At 58.6% G+C, this 14613-nt stretch carries 12 protein-coding genes; 10 read left to right on the plus strand and 2 right to left on the minus strand.

Annotated elements, in window-relative coordinates:
• Positions 1-212: 212 nt before the first annotated feature.
• Positions 213-1457, plus strand: coding sequence for a tryptophan permease (gene mtr / locus ACJ8J4_RS07850; RefSeq protein WP_197826440.1), 1245 nt, complete (start codon positions 213-215; stop codon positions 1455-1457).
• Between the two features lie 126 nt (positions 1458-1583).
• A complete protein-coding gene (gene yeiP, locus ACJ8J4_RS07855) occupies positions 1584-2156 on the plus strand; it encodes an elongation factor P-like protein YeiP (protein ID WP_004935725.1) in 573 nt (190 codons plus the stop codon).
• A gap of 42 nt (positions 2157-2198) precedes the next feature.
• Here yeiP and uxuA read toward each other — a convergent pair whose 3' ends face one another.
• Positions 2199-3389, minus strand: coding sequence for a mannonate dehydratase (gene uxuA, locus ACJ8J4_RS07860; protein WP_025303549.1), 1191 nt, complete (start codon positions 3387-3389; stop codon positions 2199-2201).
• A gap of 293 nt (positions 3390-3682) precedes the next feature.
• On the opposite strand from uxuA, the gene ACJ8J4_RS07865 reads away from it, so the two are divergent.
• Complete coding sequence (locus ACJ8J4_RS07865) at positions 3683-5155, plus strand: mannitol dehydrogenase family protein (protein ID WP_264383656.1); 1473 nt, start codon at positions 3683-3685, stop codon at positions 5153-5155.
• Positions 5156-5216: 61 nt separating this feature from the next.
• On the opposite strand, the gene ACJ8J4_RS07870 is transcribed toward ACJ8J4_RS07865, so the two are convergent.
• Positions 5217-5525: a type 1 fimbrial protein gene (locus ACJ8J4_RS07870; RefSeq protein ID WP_004935734.1), complete on the minus strand. Its 309-nt coding sequence runs from the start codon at positions 5523-5525 to the stop codon at positions 5217-5219.
• Between the two features lie 318 nt (positions 5526-5843).
• Here ACJ8J4_RS07870 and ACJ8J4_RS07875 point away from each other — a divergent pair, with 318 nt between their 5' ends.
• The 7 genes from ACJ8J4_RS07875 (at position 5844) to ACJ8J4_RS07905 (ending at position 14613) form a co-directional block, all read left to right on the plus strand.
• A complete protein-coding gene (locus tag ACJ8J4_RS07875; RefSeq protein ID WP_025303551.1) occupies positions 5844-6818 on the plus strand; it encodes a CobW family GTP-binding protein in 975 nt (324 codons plus the stop codon).
• Positions 6819-6896: 78 nt separating this feature from the next.
• On the plus strand, positions 6897-7607 hold the full coding sequence (locus ACJ8J4_RS07880) for a phosphatase PAP2 family protein (RefSeq protein WP_025303552.1): 711 nt from the start codon (positions 6897-6899) through the stop codon (positions 7605-7607).
• Between the two features lie 410 nt (positions 7608-8017).
• Complete coding sequence (gene mepS / locus ACJ8J4_RS07885; RefSeq protein ID WP_025303553.1) at positions 8018-8593, plus strand: bifunctional murein DD-endopeptidase/murein LD-carboxypeptidase; 576 nt, start codon at positions 8018-8020, stop codon at positions 8591-8593.
• A gap of 412 nt (positions 8594-9005) precedes the next feature.
• Complete coding sequence (locus tag ACJ8J4_RS07890; protein WP_025303554.1) at positions 9006-10592, plus strand: cyclic di-GMP phosphodiesterase; 1587 nt, start codon at positions 9006-9008, stop codon at positions 10590-10592.
• Between the two features lie 89 nt (positions 10593-10681).
• Complete coding sequence (locus ACJ8J4_RS07895) at positions 10682-12490, plus strand: extracellular solute-binding protein (protein WP_264383657.1); 1809 nt, start codon at positions 10682-10684, stop codon at positions 12488-12490.
• Between the two features lie 9 nt (positions 12491-12499).
• On the plus strand, positions 12500-13591 hold the full coding sequence (locus ACJ8J4_RS07900) for a microcin C ABC transporter permease YejB (protein WP_025303556.1): 1092 nt from the start codon (positions 12500-12502) through the stop codon (positions 13589-13591).
• A complete protein-coding gene (locus tag ACJ8J4_RS07905) occupies positions 13588-14613 on the plus strand; it encodes an ABC transporter permease (RefSeq protein ID WP_025303557.1) in 1026 nt (341 codons plus the stop codon). Before ACJ8J4_RS07900 ends, ACJ8J4_RS07905 begins: the two co-directional genes overlap by 4 nt.

The following is a 14613-nucleotide window of genomic DNA, read 5'->3' on the forward strand; positions in this document are numbered from 1 at the left end:
GCCGCCAGCAGAATCCCTGCGCCCCTGCGATCTTTACACTCGTCCCGCAACCGTCTTACCCCGGCTGATTCGCCGCCTGGCGAGTAAACGCCCAAAAAGCCGCAATTTAAAGACAAAAACGCGTGAAACGTGCAATCCCCCCGCTTTACATGCGCCATGCACCCATGTACCATTGAGCTAGTACAAAAGAACTTCTTCCATCAGGAGCACGCATGTCTACGGACACCATCCAGAAGCTGGCCCGCCCTTCCGTCCTCGGCGGCGCGATGATCATTGCCGGAACCGCCGTTGGCGCCGGCATGTTTTCCATTCCGATCGTCACTTCCGGTGTCTGGTTCAGCGGCTCCGTCGCGCTGCTGGTGTATACCTGGGCCTGCATGTTGCTTTCCGGCCTGATGATCCTCGAAGCCACGCTGCACTACCCGAGCGGCGCCAGCTTCAACACCATGGTCAAGGATCTGCTGGGCAAAGGCTGGAACGCCGTGAACGGCCTGTCGGTGGCGTTCGTGCTGTACATCCTGACCTACGCCTATATCTCCGCGGGCGGTTCGATCATCGCGCATACGCTGGAGGGCATCGTCGGCGTCGGCCAGACCACCGCCGGTTTGGTGTTCGCGCTGGTCGTGGCGTTTATCGTCTGGCTCTCCACCCGCGCGGTCGACCGCCTGAGCACCATTCTGATCGGCGGCATGGTGATCACCTTCGTGATGTCGGTGGGCGACATGTTCACCCACGTGCAGCCCGCGGTGCTGTTCAATACCGGCGATAGCCAGGCCAGCTATCTGCCTTACGCCTTGGCGGCGTTGCCTTACCTGCTGACCTCGTTCGGCTACCACGGCAACATTCCCGGGCTGGTGAAGTACTACCACAAGGACAGCAGCTCCGTGGTGCGCAGCCTGGTGTACGGCACCCTGCTGGCATTAGCTATCTACATCCTGTGGCAGTATGTGATTCAGGGCAATATCGCGCGCGATGCCTTTAAGCAGGTGATCGCCGAAGGCGGCAATATCGGCAGCCTGCTCAAGCAAATGGGCAACGTCTCCAGCAGCCAGACCGTCAGCCAACTGCTGAACGCCTTCTCCTATATGGCGCTGGCCAGCTCGTTCCTCGGCGTGTCGCTGGGCCTGTTCGACTACCTGGCGGACTTCTGCAAGTTCAAGGATGACGCCGTCGGGCGCAGCAAGACCGCGCTGGTGACCTTTGTGCCGCCGACCCTGGCCGCGCTGCTGTTCCCGAACGGTTTTCTGTACGCCATCGGCTTTGCCGGGCTGGCGGCCACCATCTGGGCGGTGATCGTGCCGGCGCTGATGGCGCGCGCCAGCCGCCGCCGCTATCCGCAGGCGGGTTACCGCGCACCGGGCGGTAACGGCGTGATCCTGTTCGTCATCCTGTTCGGCTTGATCAACGCCGCCGCGCATATTCTGTCGCTGTTCGGTCTGCTGCCGGTCTTCCACTAATCCCCGACGGGAGGGCGGCCGCCCTCCCTTTCCCGCACTGTTTTTGCGCCGGGCTATTGCCTGAAATCGGTGGCGCGAGTACCTTGTCGCAACTTCTCTAATACTCTTCATTGCGGATGAATTGAAATGGCAAGAGCTAACGAAATTAAACGCGGCATGGCGATCAGCTACAACGGCAAGCTGCTGCTGGTAAAAGATATCGACGTGCAGAGCCCGAGCGCCCGCGGCGCCAGCACCCTGTACAAAATGCGCTTCTCCGACGTGCGCACCGGCCTGAAAGTGGAAGAACGCTTCAAGGGCGACGATATCTTGGACACCATTTCCCTGTCGCGCCGCAAGGTGAACTTCTCCTATATCGACGGCGAAGAATACGTGTTTATGGATGACGAAGATTACACGCCGTACATCTTCAAGAAAGACCAGATCGAAGACGAGCTGCTGTTCATTCCGGAAGGCGGCCTGCCGGGCATGCAGGTGCTGACGCTGGATGGCCAGGTGCTGGCGCTGGAGCTGCCCCAGACCGTAGATATGGAAATCGTCGAGACCGCGCCGGGCATCAAAGGCGCCTCCGCCAGCGCCCGCAACAAACCAGCCACCATGGCGACCGGTCTGGTGATCCACGTGCCGGAATACCTCAGCGCCGGCGACAAAATTCGCATTCATATCGCCGAACGCCGCTACATGAGCCGCGCTGACTAGTCGCGCCAGCGGGGCCGAGTCTCGGCCCCGTTTCATTTTCCGCTACGGCAACTCCGGGAAAAAGCGCCGCTTGAGCGCCAGCTCGACGCCGCGCAGCTCCGCCAGCCCTTTCAACCGCCCGATGGCCGAATAGCCCGGATTGGTTTTCTTTTTCAAATCGTCCAGCATCTGATGCCCATGATCGGGGCGCATCGGGATCGGCCGCCGATCGCCGGCCCGTTGCCGACGCAGCTCTTCGGTCAGGATCGCTTCGATCACCGCCACCATGTCCACATCGCCCTGCAGGTGCGCCCCCTCGTGGAAGCTTTTCGGGTTCTCCTCGCGGCAGGTGGCGCGCAGGTGGGTGAAGTGAATGCGATCGCCGAAGGTTTCAATCATCCGCACCAGATCGTTGTCGGCGCGCACGCCGTAGGAACCGGTGCACAGGGTGAAGCCGTTATGAATGCTGTCGACGGTCTGCTTCAGCCACTGCATGTCTTCAATCGTGGAGACGATGCGCGGCAGGCCGAGGATCGGCCGAGGCGGATCGTCGGGATGCACCGCCAGCCGGATGCCGGCCTCTTCCGCCACCGGCACGATGGCGCGCAGAAAGACCGCCATGTTTTCGCGCAATTGCGCCTTGTCGATGCCGTCGTATTCCGCCAGGCGGCGGCGGAACTGATCCAGCGTATAGCCTTCTTCCGCTCCCGGCAGGCCGGCGATGATATTGCCGGTCAGCGTGGCTTTCTCCTCCTCGCTCATGGCGGCGAAATAGGCTGCCGCCTGACTGCGCTCTTGCGGCGTATAGTCCACCTCGGCGCCGGCGCGCTGCAGGATATGCAGCTCGAACGCGGCGAAGGCGATCTGATCGAAACGCAGCGCTTTGGCGCCGTCCGGCAGCGAATAGGCCAGATCGGTGCGCGTCCAGTCGAGGATCGGCATGAAGTTATAGCAGACGGTATCGATGCCGCAGACCGCCAGGTTGCGCAGCGTCTGCTGGTAATGGGCGATATGCCGCTGCCAGTCACCGCTGTGAGTTTTGATTTCCTCATGCACCGGCACGCTCTCCACCACCGACCACACCAGTCCTTTTTCCGCCAGTAACGTCTGGCGCGCGCGGATCTCATCAATCGGCCAGACTTCGCCGTTCGCGATATGATGCAGCGCCGTCACGACTCCGGTCGCCCCGGCCTGACGCACATCATCCAAAGAGACCGGATCGTTCGGGCCATACCAACGCCATGTTTGTTCCATGTTTTGTCCTTATGCCTGTCTCGCATCGCGATGCTGTTATACCAGTTTAACGTAGATGTCAGTTACCTTTAAGGTACTCTTTCGCAACGCGCTGTCAAAAGTGAACCGCGCATTGGTTGATCCACTTCACGATTTTGGCTTATTTTGGACTGACCAATTCCTTTAACTTGTCGACAGACCTACACTGGTCGCAGTTTTTTATCGCCGGCGCCACCCTGCCCATACGGCGGCAAACTGGTCCGCTAACTTGATGCAAGTGGCCCGCCAGCTGTCCTACACGCTTTGGAGATGAGATGAAAACGATCGCCAACACCCCGCTACCGGGCACCGTCCGGCAACCGAACTATGATCGCCGTGCCCTGCGCAGCCGTATCGCGCACCTGGGTTTCGGCGCTTTCCACCGCGCACATCAAGCGCTGCTGACGGATCGGGTATTGAACGCCCAGGGCGGCGACTGGGGCATTTGCGAAATCAGCCTGTCTGGCGGCGTGCCGCTGTTTGAGGCGCTGCGGCAGCAGGATCATCTGTACAGCGTGCTGGAGAAAGGCGCTGACGGCCATCAGGCCATTGTGATCGGCGCGGTGCATGAAAGCCTGCACCGCAAGCTGGAGGGCATCGCCGCGGTGCTGGAGAAGCTGGCAGAGCCGCAGGTGGCAATCGTCTCGATGACCATCACCGAAAAAGGCTACTGCATCGAGCCCGGCAACGGGCAACTGGATTGGCAGCATCCGGGGATCGTCGCCGATCTGGCGGCGCCGCATCAGCCGCAGACCGTGCCCGGCATTGTGGTAGAGGCGCTGCGGCTGCGGCGCGAACGCGGCCTGCCCGCCTTTTCCCTGCTCTCCTGCGACAATATTCCGGAGAACGGCCACGTGCTGCGCCGGGCGGTGCTCGATCTGGCGCAGGCGCGGGATCCGTCGCTCGCCGATTGGATCGCCGCCGCCGCCACCTTCCCCTGCACCATGGTGGACCGCATCGTGCCGGCCGCCACGCCGACTACGCTGGATGAGATCGCCGCCGCGCTGGGCGGCGTGCGCGACGAATGCGCCATCGCCTGCGAGCCCTTCATTCAATGGGTGGTGGAAGACCACTTCGTCGCCGGACGCCCGGCGTGGGAGCTGGGCAGCGCCCAGTTGGTCAGCGATGTGCTGCCGTTTGAACACATGAAGCTGCGCATGCTGAACGGCAGCCACTCGTTCCTGGCTTATCTCGGCTACCTGGGCGGCTACCGCTATATCAACGAGTGCATGGCGGATGAGCACTACCGTCGCGCCGCCCTGCGATTGATGCTGGACGAACAGGCCCCGACGCTGAGCGTCACCGGCATCAGTCTGGCCGACTACGCCGCACAGCTTATCGCGCGCTTCAGCAATCCGGCGCTGCAACACCTCACCTGGCAGATCGCCATGGACGGTTCGCAGAAGCTACCGCAGCGTCTGCTGGACGCCGTGCGCTGGCATCTGCGGCACGGCGGCGACTATAGCGGGCTGGCGCTGGGCGTGGCGGGCTGGATGCGTTACATCGGCGGCGTCGATGACGCCGGACAGCCGATCGACATTCGCGATCCGCTGGCAGACGTGCTGCAACAGACTGTCGCCGCCACGCCGGACGATCGGCGGCGCGTAACGGCGCTGCTGGCGCTCAAACCGGTGTTCGGCGAAGCGCTGGCGACGCATGGGGGGTTTACCGACGCAGTGACGCAAGCCTATTTGTCACTGCGCGATCGCGGTGCGCGTGAAACGGTGAAGGAGTGGGTGAAGCGGTGAAGTGCCTGCAGGCTGAGAATAACCATGCCGACGTAACGTTACGCCGGCATGGCGGAACGACTTAACGATAAACGACCGTCATAACAGCAAGTTTCTTCTGTTGGTCTACCCACTTCATTTCGGTTGTGCCAAGATTCAGCGGAAGTTCTTTGCGTGTAGTATCAAAACCTGACAACGCTTGCTGGGCCTGATAATGCTGGCCGTTGCGGTAACATTGCGTATTCGCCTTAGAATCTGCAATCTTGACCGTGCAAGGACTTTCAACGATAGAGCCGACGAAGCGAATTACCCCGCCGGCCACTCCTGCCTGACTCACTGCCGTCCATGAAAACAACATTCCTACGATCAAAAATAACCGAAAGGTATTCATGGCAACCTCATTTTTAGTTAAGCCAATTTAACCATAGAGGATCTTGTTAGGAATAATCGCAAGGAAAGGGACAGGATTTGATCGTTAATCTCGTCATTAACAATGTAAAAACAAGCTACTAACAAAAGTTAACCGTATCTAATACAGGGTTTTATCTAAGAATTTTCTTGCAAAGAAAGGTGGATTTTATCGGTTGAAAAGCGCAGGGTGACGTGCAAAATTTGCGAGATAGAGCACAAATTAAATCGCGGTCGTTTCACCGATACGGCTGCGTAACTCATTTATTAAGCAGGTTAATTTTTGCGCCAGGAATGATTAATGACCAAAACCAATTTGATTACCGGTTTCCTCGGCAGCGGTAAAACCACCACTATCCGCCATTTGCTGGCTCATAAACCCGAACATGAACGCTGGGCGGTATTGGTCAATGAATTCGGCGAGATCGGCATCGACGGCGCGCTGCTGGCGGACAGCGGCGCGGTGCTCAAAGAGATCCCCGGCGGTTGCATGTGCTGCGTCAACGGCCTGCCGATGCAGGTGGGCTTGAATATGCTGTTGCAACAGGCCAAACCGGACCGGCTGCTGATCGAGCCGACCGGGCTAGGACACCCGAAGCAAATCCTGTCACTGCTGACCCAGGAGAGCTATGCCGGCTGGATCGATCTGCAGGCCACGCTGTGCCTGCTGGATGCCCGCCAGCTTAGCCAACCCCGCTACCGCGACAACGAAAATTTCCGCGATCAGCTGGCCGCGGCCGACGTTATTCTGGCCAGCAAAAACGACACCTATCAACCGCAAGACAGACTGGCGCTGGAAGCCTGGAGGGCGCAAGATTCGCTGCAGCGGCCCTGCTACGCCATCGCGCAAGGCGAAGCAGATGTCGCGCTGTTGTCACTTCCTCGCACAAATCGTACAGAATTGCCGGACGCGCAGCATCATCATGGTCAGGCGAAAAAGCAGGGGCTGGCGGCGCTGCGGCTGCCGGAACACGCCCGTTGGCGGCGAGCGCTGAACGAAGGGCAAGGCTTCACCAGCTGCGGCTGGATTTTTGACGGCGACACCCGGTTCGATACCGTCGGTTTCATGGAGTGGGTGCGGCTGGCGCCGGTCGAACGAATCAAAGGCGTGGTGCGCATCCCCGAAGGCACATTGCTGATCAATCGCCAGGGGCAGGATCTCAACATCGAAACCCGCCCGCTCGCACCGCTCGACAGCCGAATTGAACTGATCCACAGCGAAAATGCCGATTGGAACGCCCTGCAATCCGCCTTGTTTAAGATTCGTTTAAGTTAAACCCCGTACCGTTGCCCCCCGGTTGTCGCAGGGCAACCGGGTTTTGTTTCGTTTTCATTTTTCCAACAGGTTTATGTCATGACACGCCGCAATTTACCCTTCATTCTCTTCTTCAATTTACTGGGCGTTGCGCTGTTTCTGTCCTGGTTCCTGCCGGCCAATCACGGCGGCTGGTTTACCCTGGATTCGGCGATCTTCTTCTTCTTTAACCGCCATCTGGCCACCGACCCGGCGTTTTTGCACCTGGTCGCCATCACCAACAACCGCGCGTTCGACGCGATCTCGCTGCTCGCCATGGGGCTGCTGTATCTGTACTTTTATCTGAAGCAGGACGCCGCCGGCCGCCGCCGTCTGGTGATCACCGGCGTGGTGATGCTGCTGACCGCCGTGGTGCTGAACCAGCTTGGCCATCTGCTGCCGGTGAAGCATCCGAGCCCCACCCTGACCTTTGACAATATCAATCGCGTCAGCGAACTGACCGGCATCCCCACTAAGGACGCTTCCGGCGACAGCTTCCCCGGCGACCACGGCATGATGCTGATTATTTTTTCCTGCTTTATGCTGCGCTATTTCGGCCGCGGCGCCTTTGCCATCGCCCTGCTGATTACGCTGGTCTTCTCATTGCCACGCGTGATGATTGGCGCCCACTGGTTTACCGATATCGCCGTCGGCTCGCTGTCCGTGGTGCTGGTTGGTGCCAGCTGGGTGCTGATGACGCCTTGCAGCGACTGGATCGTCGATCGGTTGAACCGCCTGTTGCCCGGCAAGCACCGTCCCAGCCAACCATAATATGCATTTATGACTCATACCGGGAGGTGCCCGCCTCCCGGCCTTTCCCCCTTCGCCGAGCGCAAAATGTCGCCACCAGTCGTTAACGCTTTTGCAACCTGATTTCACGCCAGATTCATACATCGGACAATTGGCGTTTTTTATATGAAGATTTACATTATGTTACATCACAAATTCATATAAAAAAGACGGGAAAAAGGCTCGCAATCCCCTATTTGTTCCGGTAATCTCAGATGCGTTTGTGCCTGGTTTAAGTCGAATCAGTATGGAATCCGATAAAAATGTGCGTTCTCGCACGTTTTCAACGGTAACTGGTTGTCGATGCAACAGGTGCGGACTAGGCTCGTTCCGTTTGGCATTTTTCAGGTAGCGACTTTCGTCGTTAAGGACTTCAAGGGAAAACAACAACAATGGTCAAATCTCAACCGTTTCTGAGATATTTTTTGCGGGTAGTCCCTGCAATTGCCGCTGCGGTTATGCTGTCAGCGTGCAGCTCGACTCACACTTCGAACTTGAATAACGCACAAACTGAGATGCGTGCAGTTAATGACAAAGACGGTCTTTTACTGCAAGCCTCTCAGGATGAATTCGAAGCGATGGTCCGCAACGTTGACGTCAAGTCAAAGATTATGGATCAGTACGCGGACTGGAAAGGCGTTCGCTACCGCTTAGGCGGTGACACCAAGCGCGGCATCGATTGCTCGGCGTTTGTACAGCGCACCTTCCGCGAACAGTTCGGTATGGATTTACCGCGTTCTACCTATGAACAGGAAGATCTCGGCAAGAAAATCCAGCGCACCAAGCTGCGCGCCGGCGATTTAGTGCTGTTCCGCGCCGGTTCTACCGGGCGCCATGTCGGCATCTATTTAGGTAACGATCAGTTCGTTCACGCTTCTACCAGCAGTGGCGTCATGATTTCCAAGCTGACCGATAACTATTGGAATAAACGTTATCGAGAAGCACGCCGAGTGTTGACCAACGGCTGACGGCGCAACGCCCTGAAGATCCTGAATACCAAACGAGCGATAAGCGCCGCCTACGGGCGGCGTTTTTTTTGGCTGTCGAATGGGTATCATCAAGATTGATCCCTGCCTTATCGTCACCGTTCCCCACTTAACACTGCCGCACGTCGTTATTTTGATAAACTGTTGGCAGGAAATCGCGCCATCGAGGAAAAACTCGCCTATTATCGTCAGATGACGGCAACGGCGCCCCGGCGTTATTTAAAACGTTTCCGCTTAAAATAGGCGCATTATATTTCTGTCGGCGACGTCGCGTATTTAAACGGCGCCGCCGGTTGGTTCGGGATAAAAAGTCAAAAATGAAAAAAAAGCCGTTTGCACAATCCATTAACTGGCTGTGCGACACCCCTGACGCCCGGTTGCAGAGGACTCGGTTATGGGCTTGAAAAGAGCTTTTGCCCGCAGCGTGTCTCACCGACAGCGCAGCCTGGCTAAAAGCGGTGTCGCTGCCCTGGTATTTTTTACGCTCTTCACTGCGGTCACGCTTTCTTTGATCAACCACCAGCGCACGCAATATCAACACAAGGTCGAAGCGCGTACGCAAAAATTCACGCTGGGTTATATCTCGCACCTGACGGCAGTGATGCAGCAAATGATGCCGCTACTGGACAAGCCTTGCCTCTCCAGCCAGTCGGATATTACCTACCAAGCGGCCTTTACCAGCGGCGTGCGCACCTTCTTGTTGGTAAAAGGCGGCTACGCCTATTGCTCTTCCGCCACCGGTGACATGATGTTGCCGATGAAAAATCTCTACCAGGAAATCGACTGGGATCTGCCTTTGGATCTGAAGCTGCAGCAGGGCACGCCGATCGTACCGAACAAACCGGCGGTTGCGGTTTGGCTGCGGCATCCCGGCGAAAAGGCCACCGGCATCCTCGCTACGCTGGACATCGATCTGATGCCCTACTTACTGTTCACCTCGCATGACGAACAGGCGCCGGGCATCGCCATCGTGATGGGCAACCGCGCCCTGACCACCTTCAGCCCAAACCTGATGCCGGTCGATCAACTGCCGAAAGGCAAGGCGGATACCCTGACGATGCCCAATCTGCCGCTGACCATCCTGTTCTACAACGAGAAACTGACGCCCAATGACATTCGCCTGACGCTGCTGGGCAGCCTGGTGCTGTCGCTGATGATTGGCGTGCTCTGCTACTATATGCTGCTGTTGCGGCAAAGCCCGGAGCGCGCGCTGCTGCGCGGCATCAAGCGCAACGAGTTCTTTATCGAATACCAGCCGGTGTTCCATACCGACAGCAACAGCATTGGTGGGCTGGAAGCGCTGATCCGCTGGCAGCATCCGCTCGAGGGCCGCATCCCGCCCGATGTCTTTATCCCCTACGCCGAAAGCAACGGGCTGATCGTGCCGCTTACCCGCCATCTGTTCAGGCTGATCGCCGAAGATGCGCCGCAGCTCGCCAAAGCGCTGCCACGGGGAGGCAAAGTCGGTCTCAATATTTCCCCCGCCCACCTTAGCGCGCCGTCGTTCCATCAGGACGTGTATGAACTACTGACGCAGCTGCCGGGCGATTACTTTACGCTGGTGTTTGAAATCACCGAACGCGGCATGGTGGAAGAAGAGAGCGCGCTGGCGGAGTTTGACTGGCTGCACAAACAGGGTATCGAGATCGCGGTGGACGATTTCGGCACCGGGCACAGCGCGTTGATCTATCTTGAGCGCTTCACCATGGATTACCTGAAGATCGATCGCGGCTTCGTCAACACCATCGGCCAGGATACGGTCACCGCGCCGGTGCTGGATGCGGTGATCTCGCTGGCGAAAAAGCTGAAAATGCTGACGGTGGCCGAGGGCGTGGAAACCGCCGAGCAGATGCAGTTCCTGCAAGAACACGGCGTCAACTTCATGCAGGGCTACTACTTCAGCAAGCCGCTGAGCATCGATGATTTCGTCGCTTACTGCAATGCTAATCAGGTCTTTGATTATCAGGAAAAAAATAGTTAATCTTTAGGCAACTTTACCCTGCGCCCACCCGAAGAATGTTATGCTGGGCGCAGGTTGTACCTTATTCCACAGCAGGAGCTTACCGTCCGATGTCCGTGCGCATTTTCGCTGCTCTGGTGCTCTCGGCACTGAGTTTCGGTCTGCAGGCCGAAGCCCTCAACGAAAGCTACGCTTTCGCCCTGCTCGGTGAACCGAAATACGCCACCGACTTCAGCCATTTCGACTACGTCAACCCGGCTGCGCCCAAAGGCGGCGACGTACGGCTGGCGGCCATCGGCACCTACGACAACTTCAACCGTTTCGCTACCCGCGGCGTACCCGGCGAGCGCACGATGGAGCTGTACGATACGCTGTTCACCAACTCCGACGACGAACCCGGCAGCTATTACCCGTTGATTGCCGAATCGGCCCGTTTCCCGGCCGACATGCGCTGGATGGAATTGGATATCAACGCCCGCGCCCGCTTCCAGGACGGCAGCCCGATCACCGCCGCCGACGTGGCCTTTACTTTCAATAAATTCATGACCGAAGGCGTACCGCAGTTTCGCTCCTTTTACAAAGGCGTCACGGTCAAGGCCATTTCCCGGCTGACGGTGCGCATCGAGCTGCCTAAGGCAAATCGCGATCAAATCCTCAGCCTGCTCAGCCTGCGCGTATTGCCGGAAAGCTTCTGGAAAAACCATAAGCTCAACGAACCGCTCAGCACCCCGCCGCTCGCCAGCGGCCCGTACAAAATCGGCGATTACCGCCTCGGCCAGTACATCACCTATCAGCGGGTGCGCGACTACTGGGCCGCCAACCTACCGGTGAATCGCGGCCGCTATAACTTCGACAGCATTCGCTACGATTATTACCTGGACGATAAAGTGGCGCTGGAAGCCTTCAAGGCCGGCGCTTATGATTTCCGCATCGAGCCGTCGCCCAAGAGCTGGGCCACCCAGTATCAGGGCGGTAATTTCGCGCGCAACTACATCATCAAACAGGACGAAACCAATCAGGCGGCACAGAATACCCGCTGGCTGGCGTTTAACCTGCAAAAACCGCTGTTCGCCGATCGTCGGGTACGGGAAGCGATCGGCCTGGCTTTCGACTTCAACTGGATGAACAAAGCGCTGTATTACAACGCCTATCAGCGCGCCGACAGCTATTTCCAAAACACCGCCTACGCCGCCCGCGGCTACCCGGACGCCGCTGAACTGGCCTTGCTGGCGCCGCTCAAAGGCCAGATACCGCCAGAGGTGTTTACCAGCATCTACCAACCGCCCTCCTCCGACGGCAGCGGCAACGATCGGCAAAACCTGCTGAAGGCGACCCAACTGCTGAAAGAAGCCGGTTGGGTGGTCAAAAATCAAAAGTTAGTCAACGCGAAAACCGGCCAGCCGTTCACCTTTGAGCTGATGCTGCTGAGCGGCAGCAACTTCCAGTACGTGTTGCCGTTCCGCCACAACCTGCAGCGGTTGGGCATCGATATGGCAATCCGCGAGATTGACGCCTCGCAGTACACCCGCCGCATGCGCGAACGCGACTTCGATATGATGCCGACGGTGTACATGGCGATGCCGTTCCCCACCGCCAATTTACGCATCATTTGGGATTCGGAGTACATCAACTCCAGCTATAACACCCCCGGCGTCAAGGACCCGGCGGTTGACAGCCTGGTCAGGCAAATCGCCGCCCATCAGGGCGATGAAAAAGCCCTGTTGCCGCTCGGCCGCGCGCTGGACCGGGTGCTGACCTGGAACAACTACATGCTGCCGATGTGGTACTCCAACCACGATCGCTATGCCTATTGGGACAAATTCTCCACGCCGTCGATCCGCCCGGCCTATGCGATCGGCTTCGACAACTGGTGGTACGACGTCAACAAGGCGGCGCGCTTACCGGCTCAGCGGCAATAAGGAGTCGGAATGGCGGCCTATCTGATACGCAGACTGTTATTGGTGATCCCCACGCTGTGGGCGATCATCACCATCAACTTTTTTATCGTGCAAATCGCGCCCGGTGGCCCGGTGGATCAGGCCATCGCCGCCATCGAGCTGGGGCACGGCAGCGGTTTTGGCAGCGGCGGTGTCGGCGAAGGCCTGGGCCATGCCCGGACGGGCATCGCGGCAGGCGACGGCCAATATCGCGGTTCGCGCGGCCTGGATCCGGAGGTGATCGCCGAGATCACCCAACGGTACGGCTTCGACAAACCGCTGCATGAGCGTTACTTCACCATGCTGTGGAACTATATGCGCTTCGACTTCGGCGACAGCCTGTTTCGCGGCGCTTCGGTGATGCAACTGATTAGCCAGAGTTTGCCGGTCTCCATCACGCTGGGCCTTTGGAGCACGCTGATCATTTATCTGGTGTCGATCCCGCTCGGCATCCGCAAGGCCGTCCACAACGGCAGCGCATTCGATACCTGGAGCAGCACGCTGATCATCATCGGCTACGCCATTCCGGCTTTCCTGTTCGCTATCCTGATGATCGTGCTGTTCGCCGGCGGCAGTTACCTCGACTGGTTCCCGCTGCGCGGCCTGGTGTCCAGCAACTTCGACACCCTCTCGTGGCCGGCGAAGATCGCCGACTACCTCTGGCACATCACATTGCCGGTGCTGGCGACGGTGATCGGCGGCTTCGCCACCCTGACCATGCTGACCAAAAACGCGTTCCTCGATGAGATCCGCAAACAGTACGTCACCACCGCCCGCGCCAAAGGGTTGGACGAAAAAAAGATCCTGTACCGCCACGTGTTCCGCAACGCCATGCTGCTGGTGATCGCCGGTTTTCCGGCCACCTTTATCAGCATGTTCTTTACCGGCTCGCTGCTGATTGAGGTGATGTTCTCGCTCAACGGCCTAGGGCTGCTGGGCTACGACGCCACGCTGCAGCGCGACTACCCGGTGATGTTCGGCACGCTGTATATCTTCACCTTGATCGGCCTGCTGTTGAACATCCTCAGCGATGTCACCTACACCCTGGTCGATCCGCGCATTGACTTCGAGGCCCGCCAATGAGCCGCCTTAGCCCAATCAACCAGGCGCGCTGGGCGCGCTTTCGCCGCAACCGCCGCGGCTACTGGTCGCTGTGGATCTTTTTGGTGCTGTTCACCCTGAGCCTGGCCGCCGATCTGATCGCCAACGACAAACCGCTGTTGGTGCGTTATGAAGGCCGCTTGTACCTGCCGTTTATGATTAGCTACAGCGAAACCGCCTTCGGCGGCGAACTGAATACCGAAGCCGACTATCAGGATCCGTTCGTCCAGCGGCAGATCGAACGGCACGGCTGGGCGGTCTGGGCGCCGATCCGTTTCAGCTACGACACCATCAACTTCGCCACCGAGGTGCCCTTCCCCTCGCCGCCTTCGCGCCATAACCTGCTGGGCACCGACAGCAACGGCGGCGATGTGCTGGCTCGGGTGCTGTACGGTTTTCGCATCTCGATGCTGTTCGGCCTGGCGTTGACGCTGTTTTCCAGCCTGATCGGCGTGTGCGTCGGCGCGACGCAGGGGTATTACGGCGGGCGTTTCGACCTGTGGGGGCAGCGATTTATCGAAGTGTGGTCGGGCATGCCGACGCTGTTTCTGATCATCCTGTTGTCGAGCATCGTCCAGCCCAATTTCTGGTGGCTGCTCGGCATCACCATCCTGTTCGGCTGGATGAGCCTGGTGGGCGTAGTGCGCGCCGAATTCTTGCGCACCCGCAACTTTGACTACATCCGCGCCGCGCGCGCCATGGGCGTGCCGGATCGCGTGATCATGTCCCGCCATATGCTGCCTAACGCCACGGTGGCGACGCTGACCTTCCTGCCGTTTATCCTTTGCGGCTCGATCACCACCCTGACGTCGCTCGATTTCCTCGGCTTCGGGCTGCCGATAGGCTCGCCGTCGCTCGGCGAATTGCTGCTGCAAGGCAAAAACAATCTGCAGGCGCCGTGGCTCGGCATCACCGCCTTCTTGGTATTGGCAGTGCTGCTGTCGTTATTAATCTTTATCGGCGAAGCGGTGCGCGACGCCTTTGACCCCAGCAAGGCGCATTGA

Source organism: Serratia sp. CY47280, assembly GCF_052168655.1.
Classification (GTDB): Bacteria; Pseudomonadota; Gammaproteobacteria; order Enterobacterales; family Enterobacteriaceae; genus Serratia; species Serratia bockelmannii.

What these genes read in the sequence shown, in the direction of transcription:
- ACJ8J4_RS07900 (WP_025303556.1), top strand. Translation starts at nt 12,500, where the DNA reads ATGGCGGCCTATCTGATACGCAGACTGTTATTGGTGATCCCCACGCTG.
- ACJ8J4_RS07890 (WP_025303554.1), top strand. Translation starts at nt 9,006, where the DNA reads ATGGGCTTGAAAAGAGCTTTTGCCCGCAGCGTGTCTCACCGACAGCGC.
- ACJ8J4_RS07870 (WP_004935734.1), bottom strand. Translation starts at nt 5,525, where the DNA reads ATGAATACCTTTCGGTTATTTTTGATCGTAGGAATGTTGTTTTCATGG.
- mtr (WP_197826440.1), top strand. Translation starts at nt 213, where the DNA reads ATGTCTACGGACACCATCCAGAAGCTGGCCCGCCCTTCCGTCCTCGGC.
- ACJ8J4_RS07895 (WP_264383657.1), top strand. Translation starts at nt 10,682, where the DNA reads ATGTCCGTGCGCATTTTCGCTGCTCTGGTGCTCTCGGCACTGAGTTTC.
- yeiP (WP_004935725.1), top strand. Translation starts at nt 1,584, where the DNA reads ATGGCAAGAGCTAACGAAATTAAACGCGGCATGGCGATCAGCTACAAC.
- ACJ8J4_RS07875 (WP_025303551.1), top strand. Translation starts at nt 5,844, where the DNA reads ATGACCAAAACCAATTTGATTACCGGTTTCCTCGGCAGCGGTAAAACC.
- mepS (WP_025303553.1), top strand. Translation starts at nt 8,018, where the DNA reads ATGGTCAAATCTCAACCGTTTCTGAGATATTTTTTGCGGGTAGTCCCT.
- uxuA (WP_025303549.1), bottom strand. Translation starts at nt 3,389, where the DNA reads ATGGAACAAACATGGCGTTGGTATGGCCCGAACGATCCGGTCTCTTTG.
- ACJ8J4_RS07865 (WP_264383656.1), top strand. Translation starts at nt 3,683, where the DNA reads ATGAAAACGATCGCCAACACCCCGCTACCGGGCACCGTCCGGCAACCG.
- ACJ8J4_RS07905 (WP_025303557.1), top strand. Translation starts at nt 13,588, where the DNA reads ATGAGCCGCCTTAGCCCAATCAACCAGGCGCGCTGGGCGCGCTTTCGC.
- ACJ8J4_RS07880 (WP_025303552.1), top strand. Translation starts at nt 6,897, where the DNA reads ATGACACGCCGCAATTTACCCTTCATTCTCTTCTTCAATTTACTGGGC.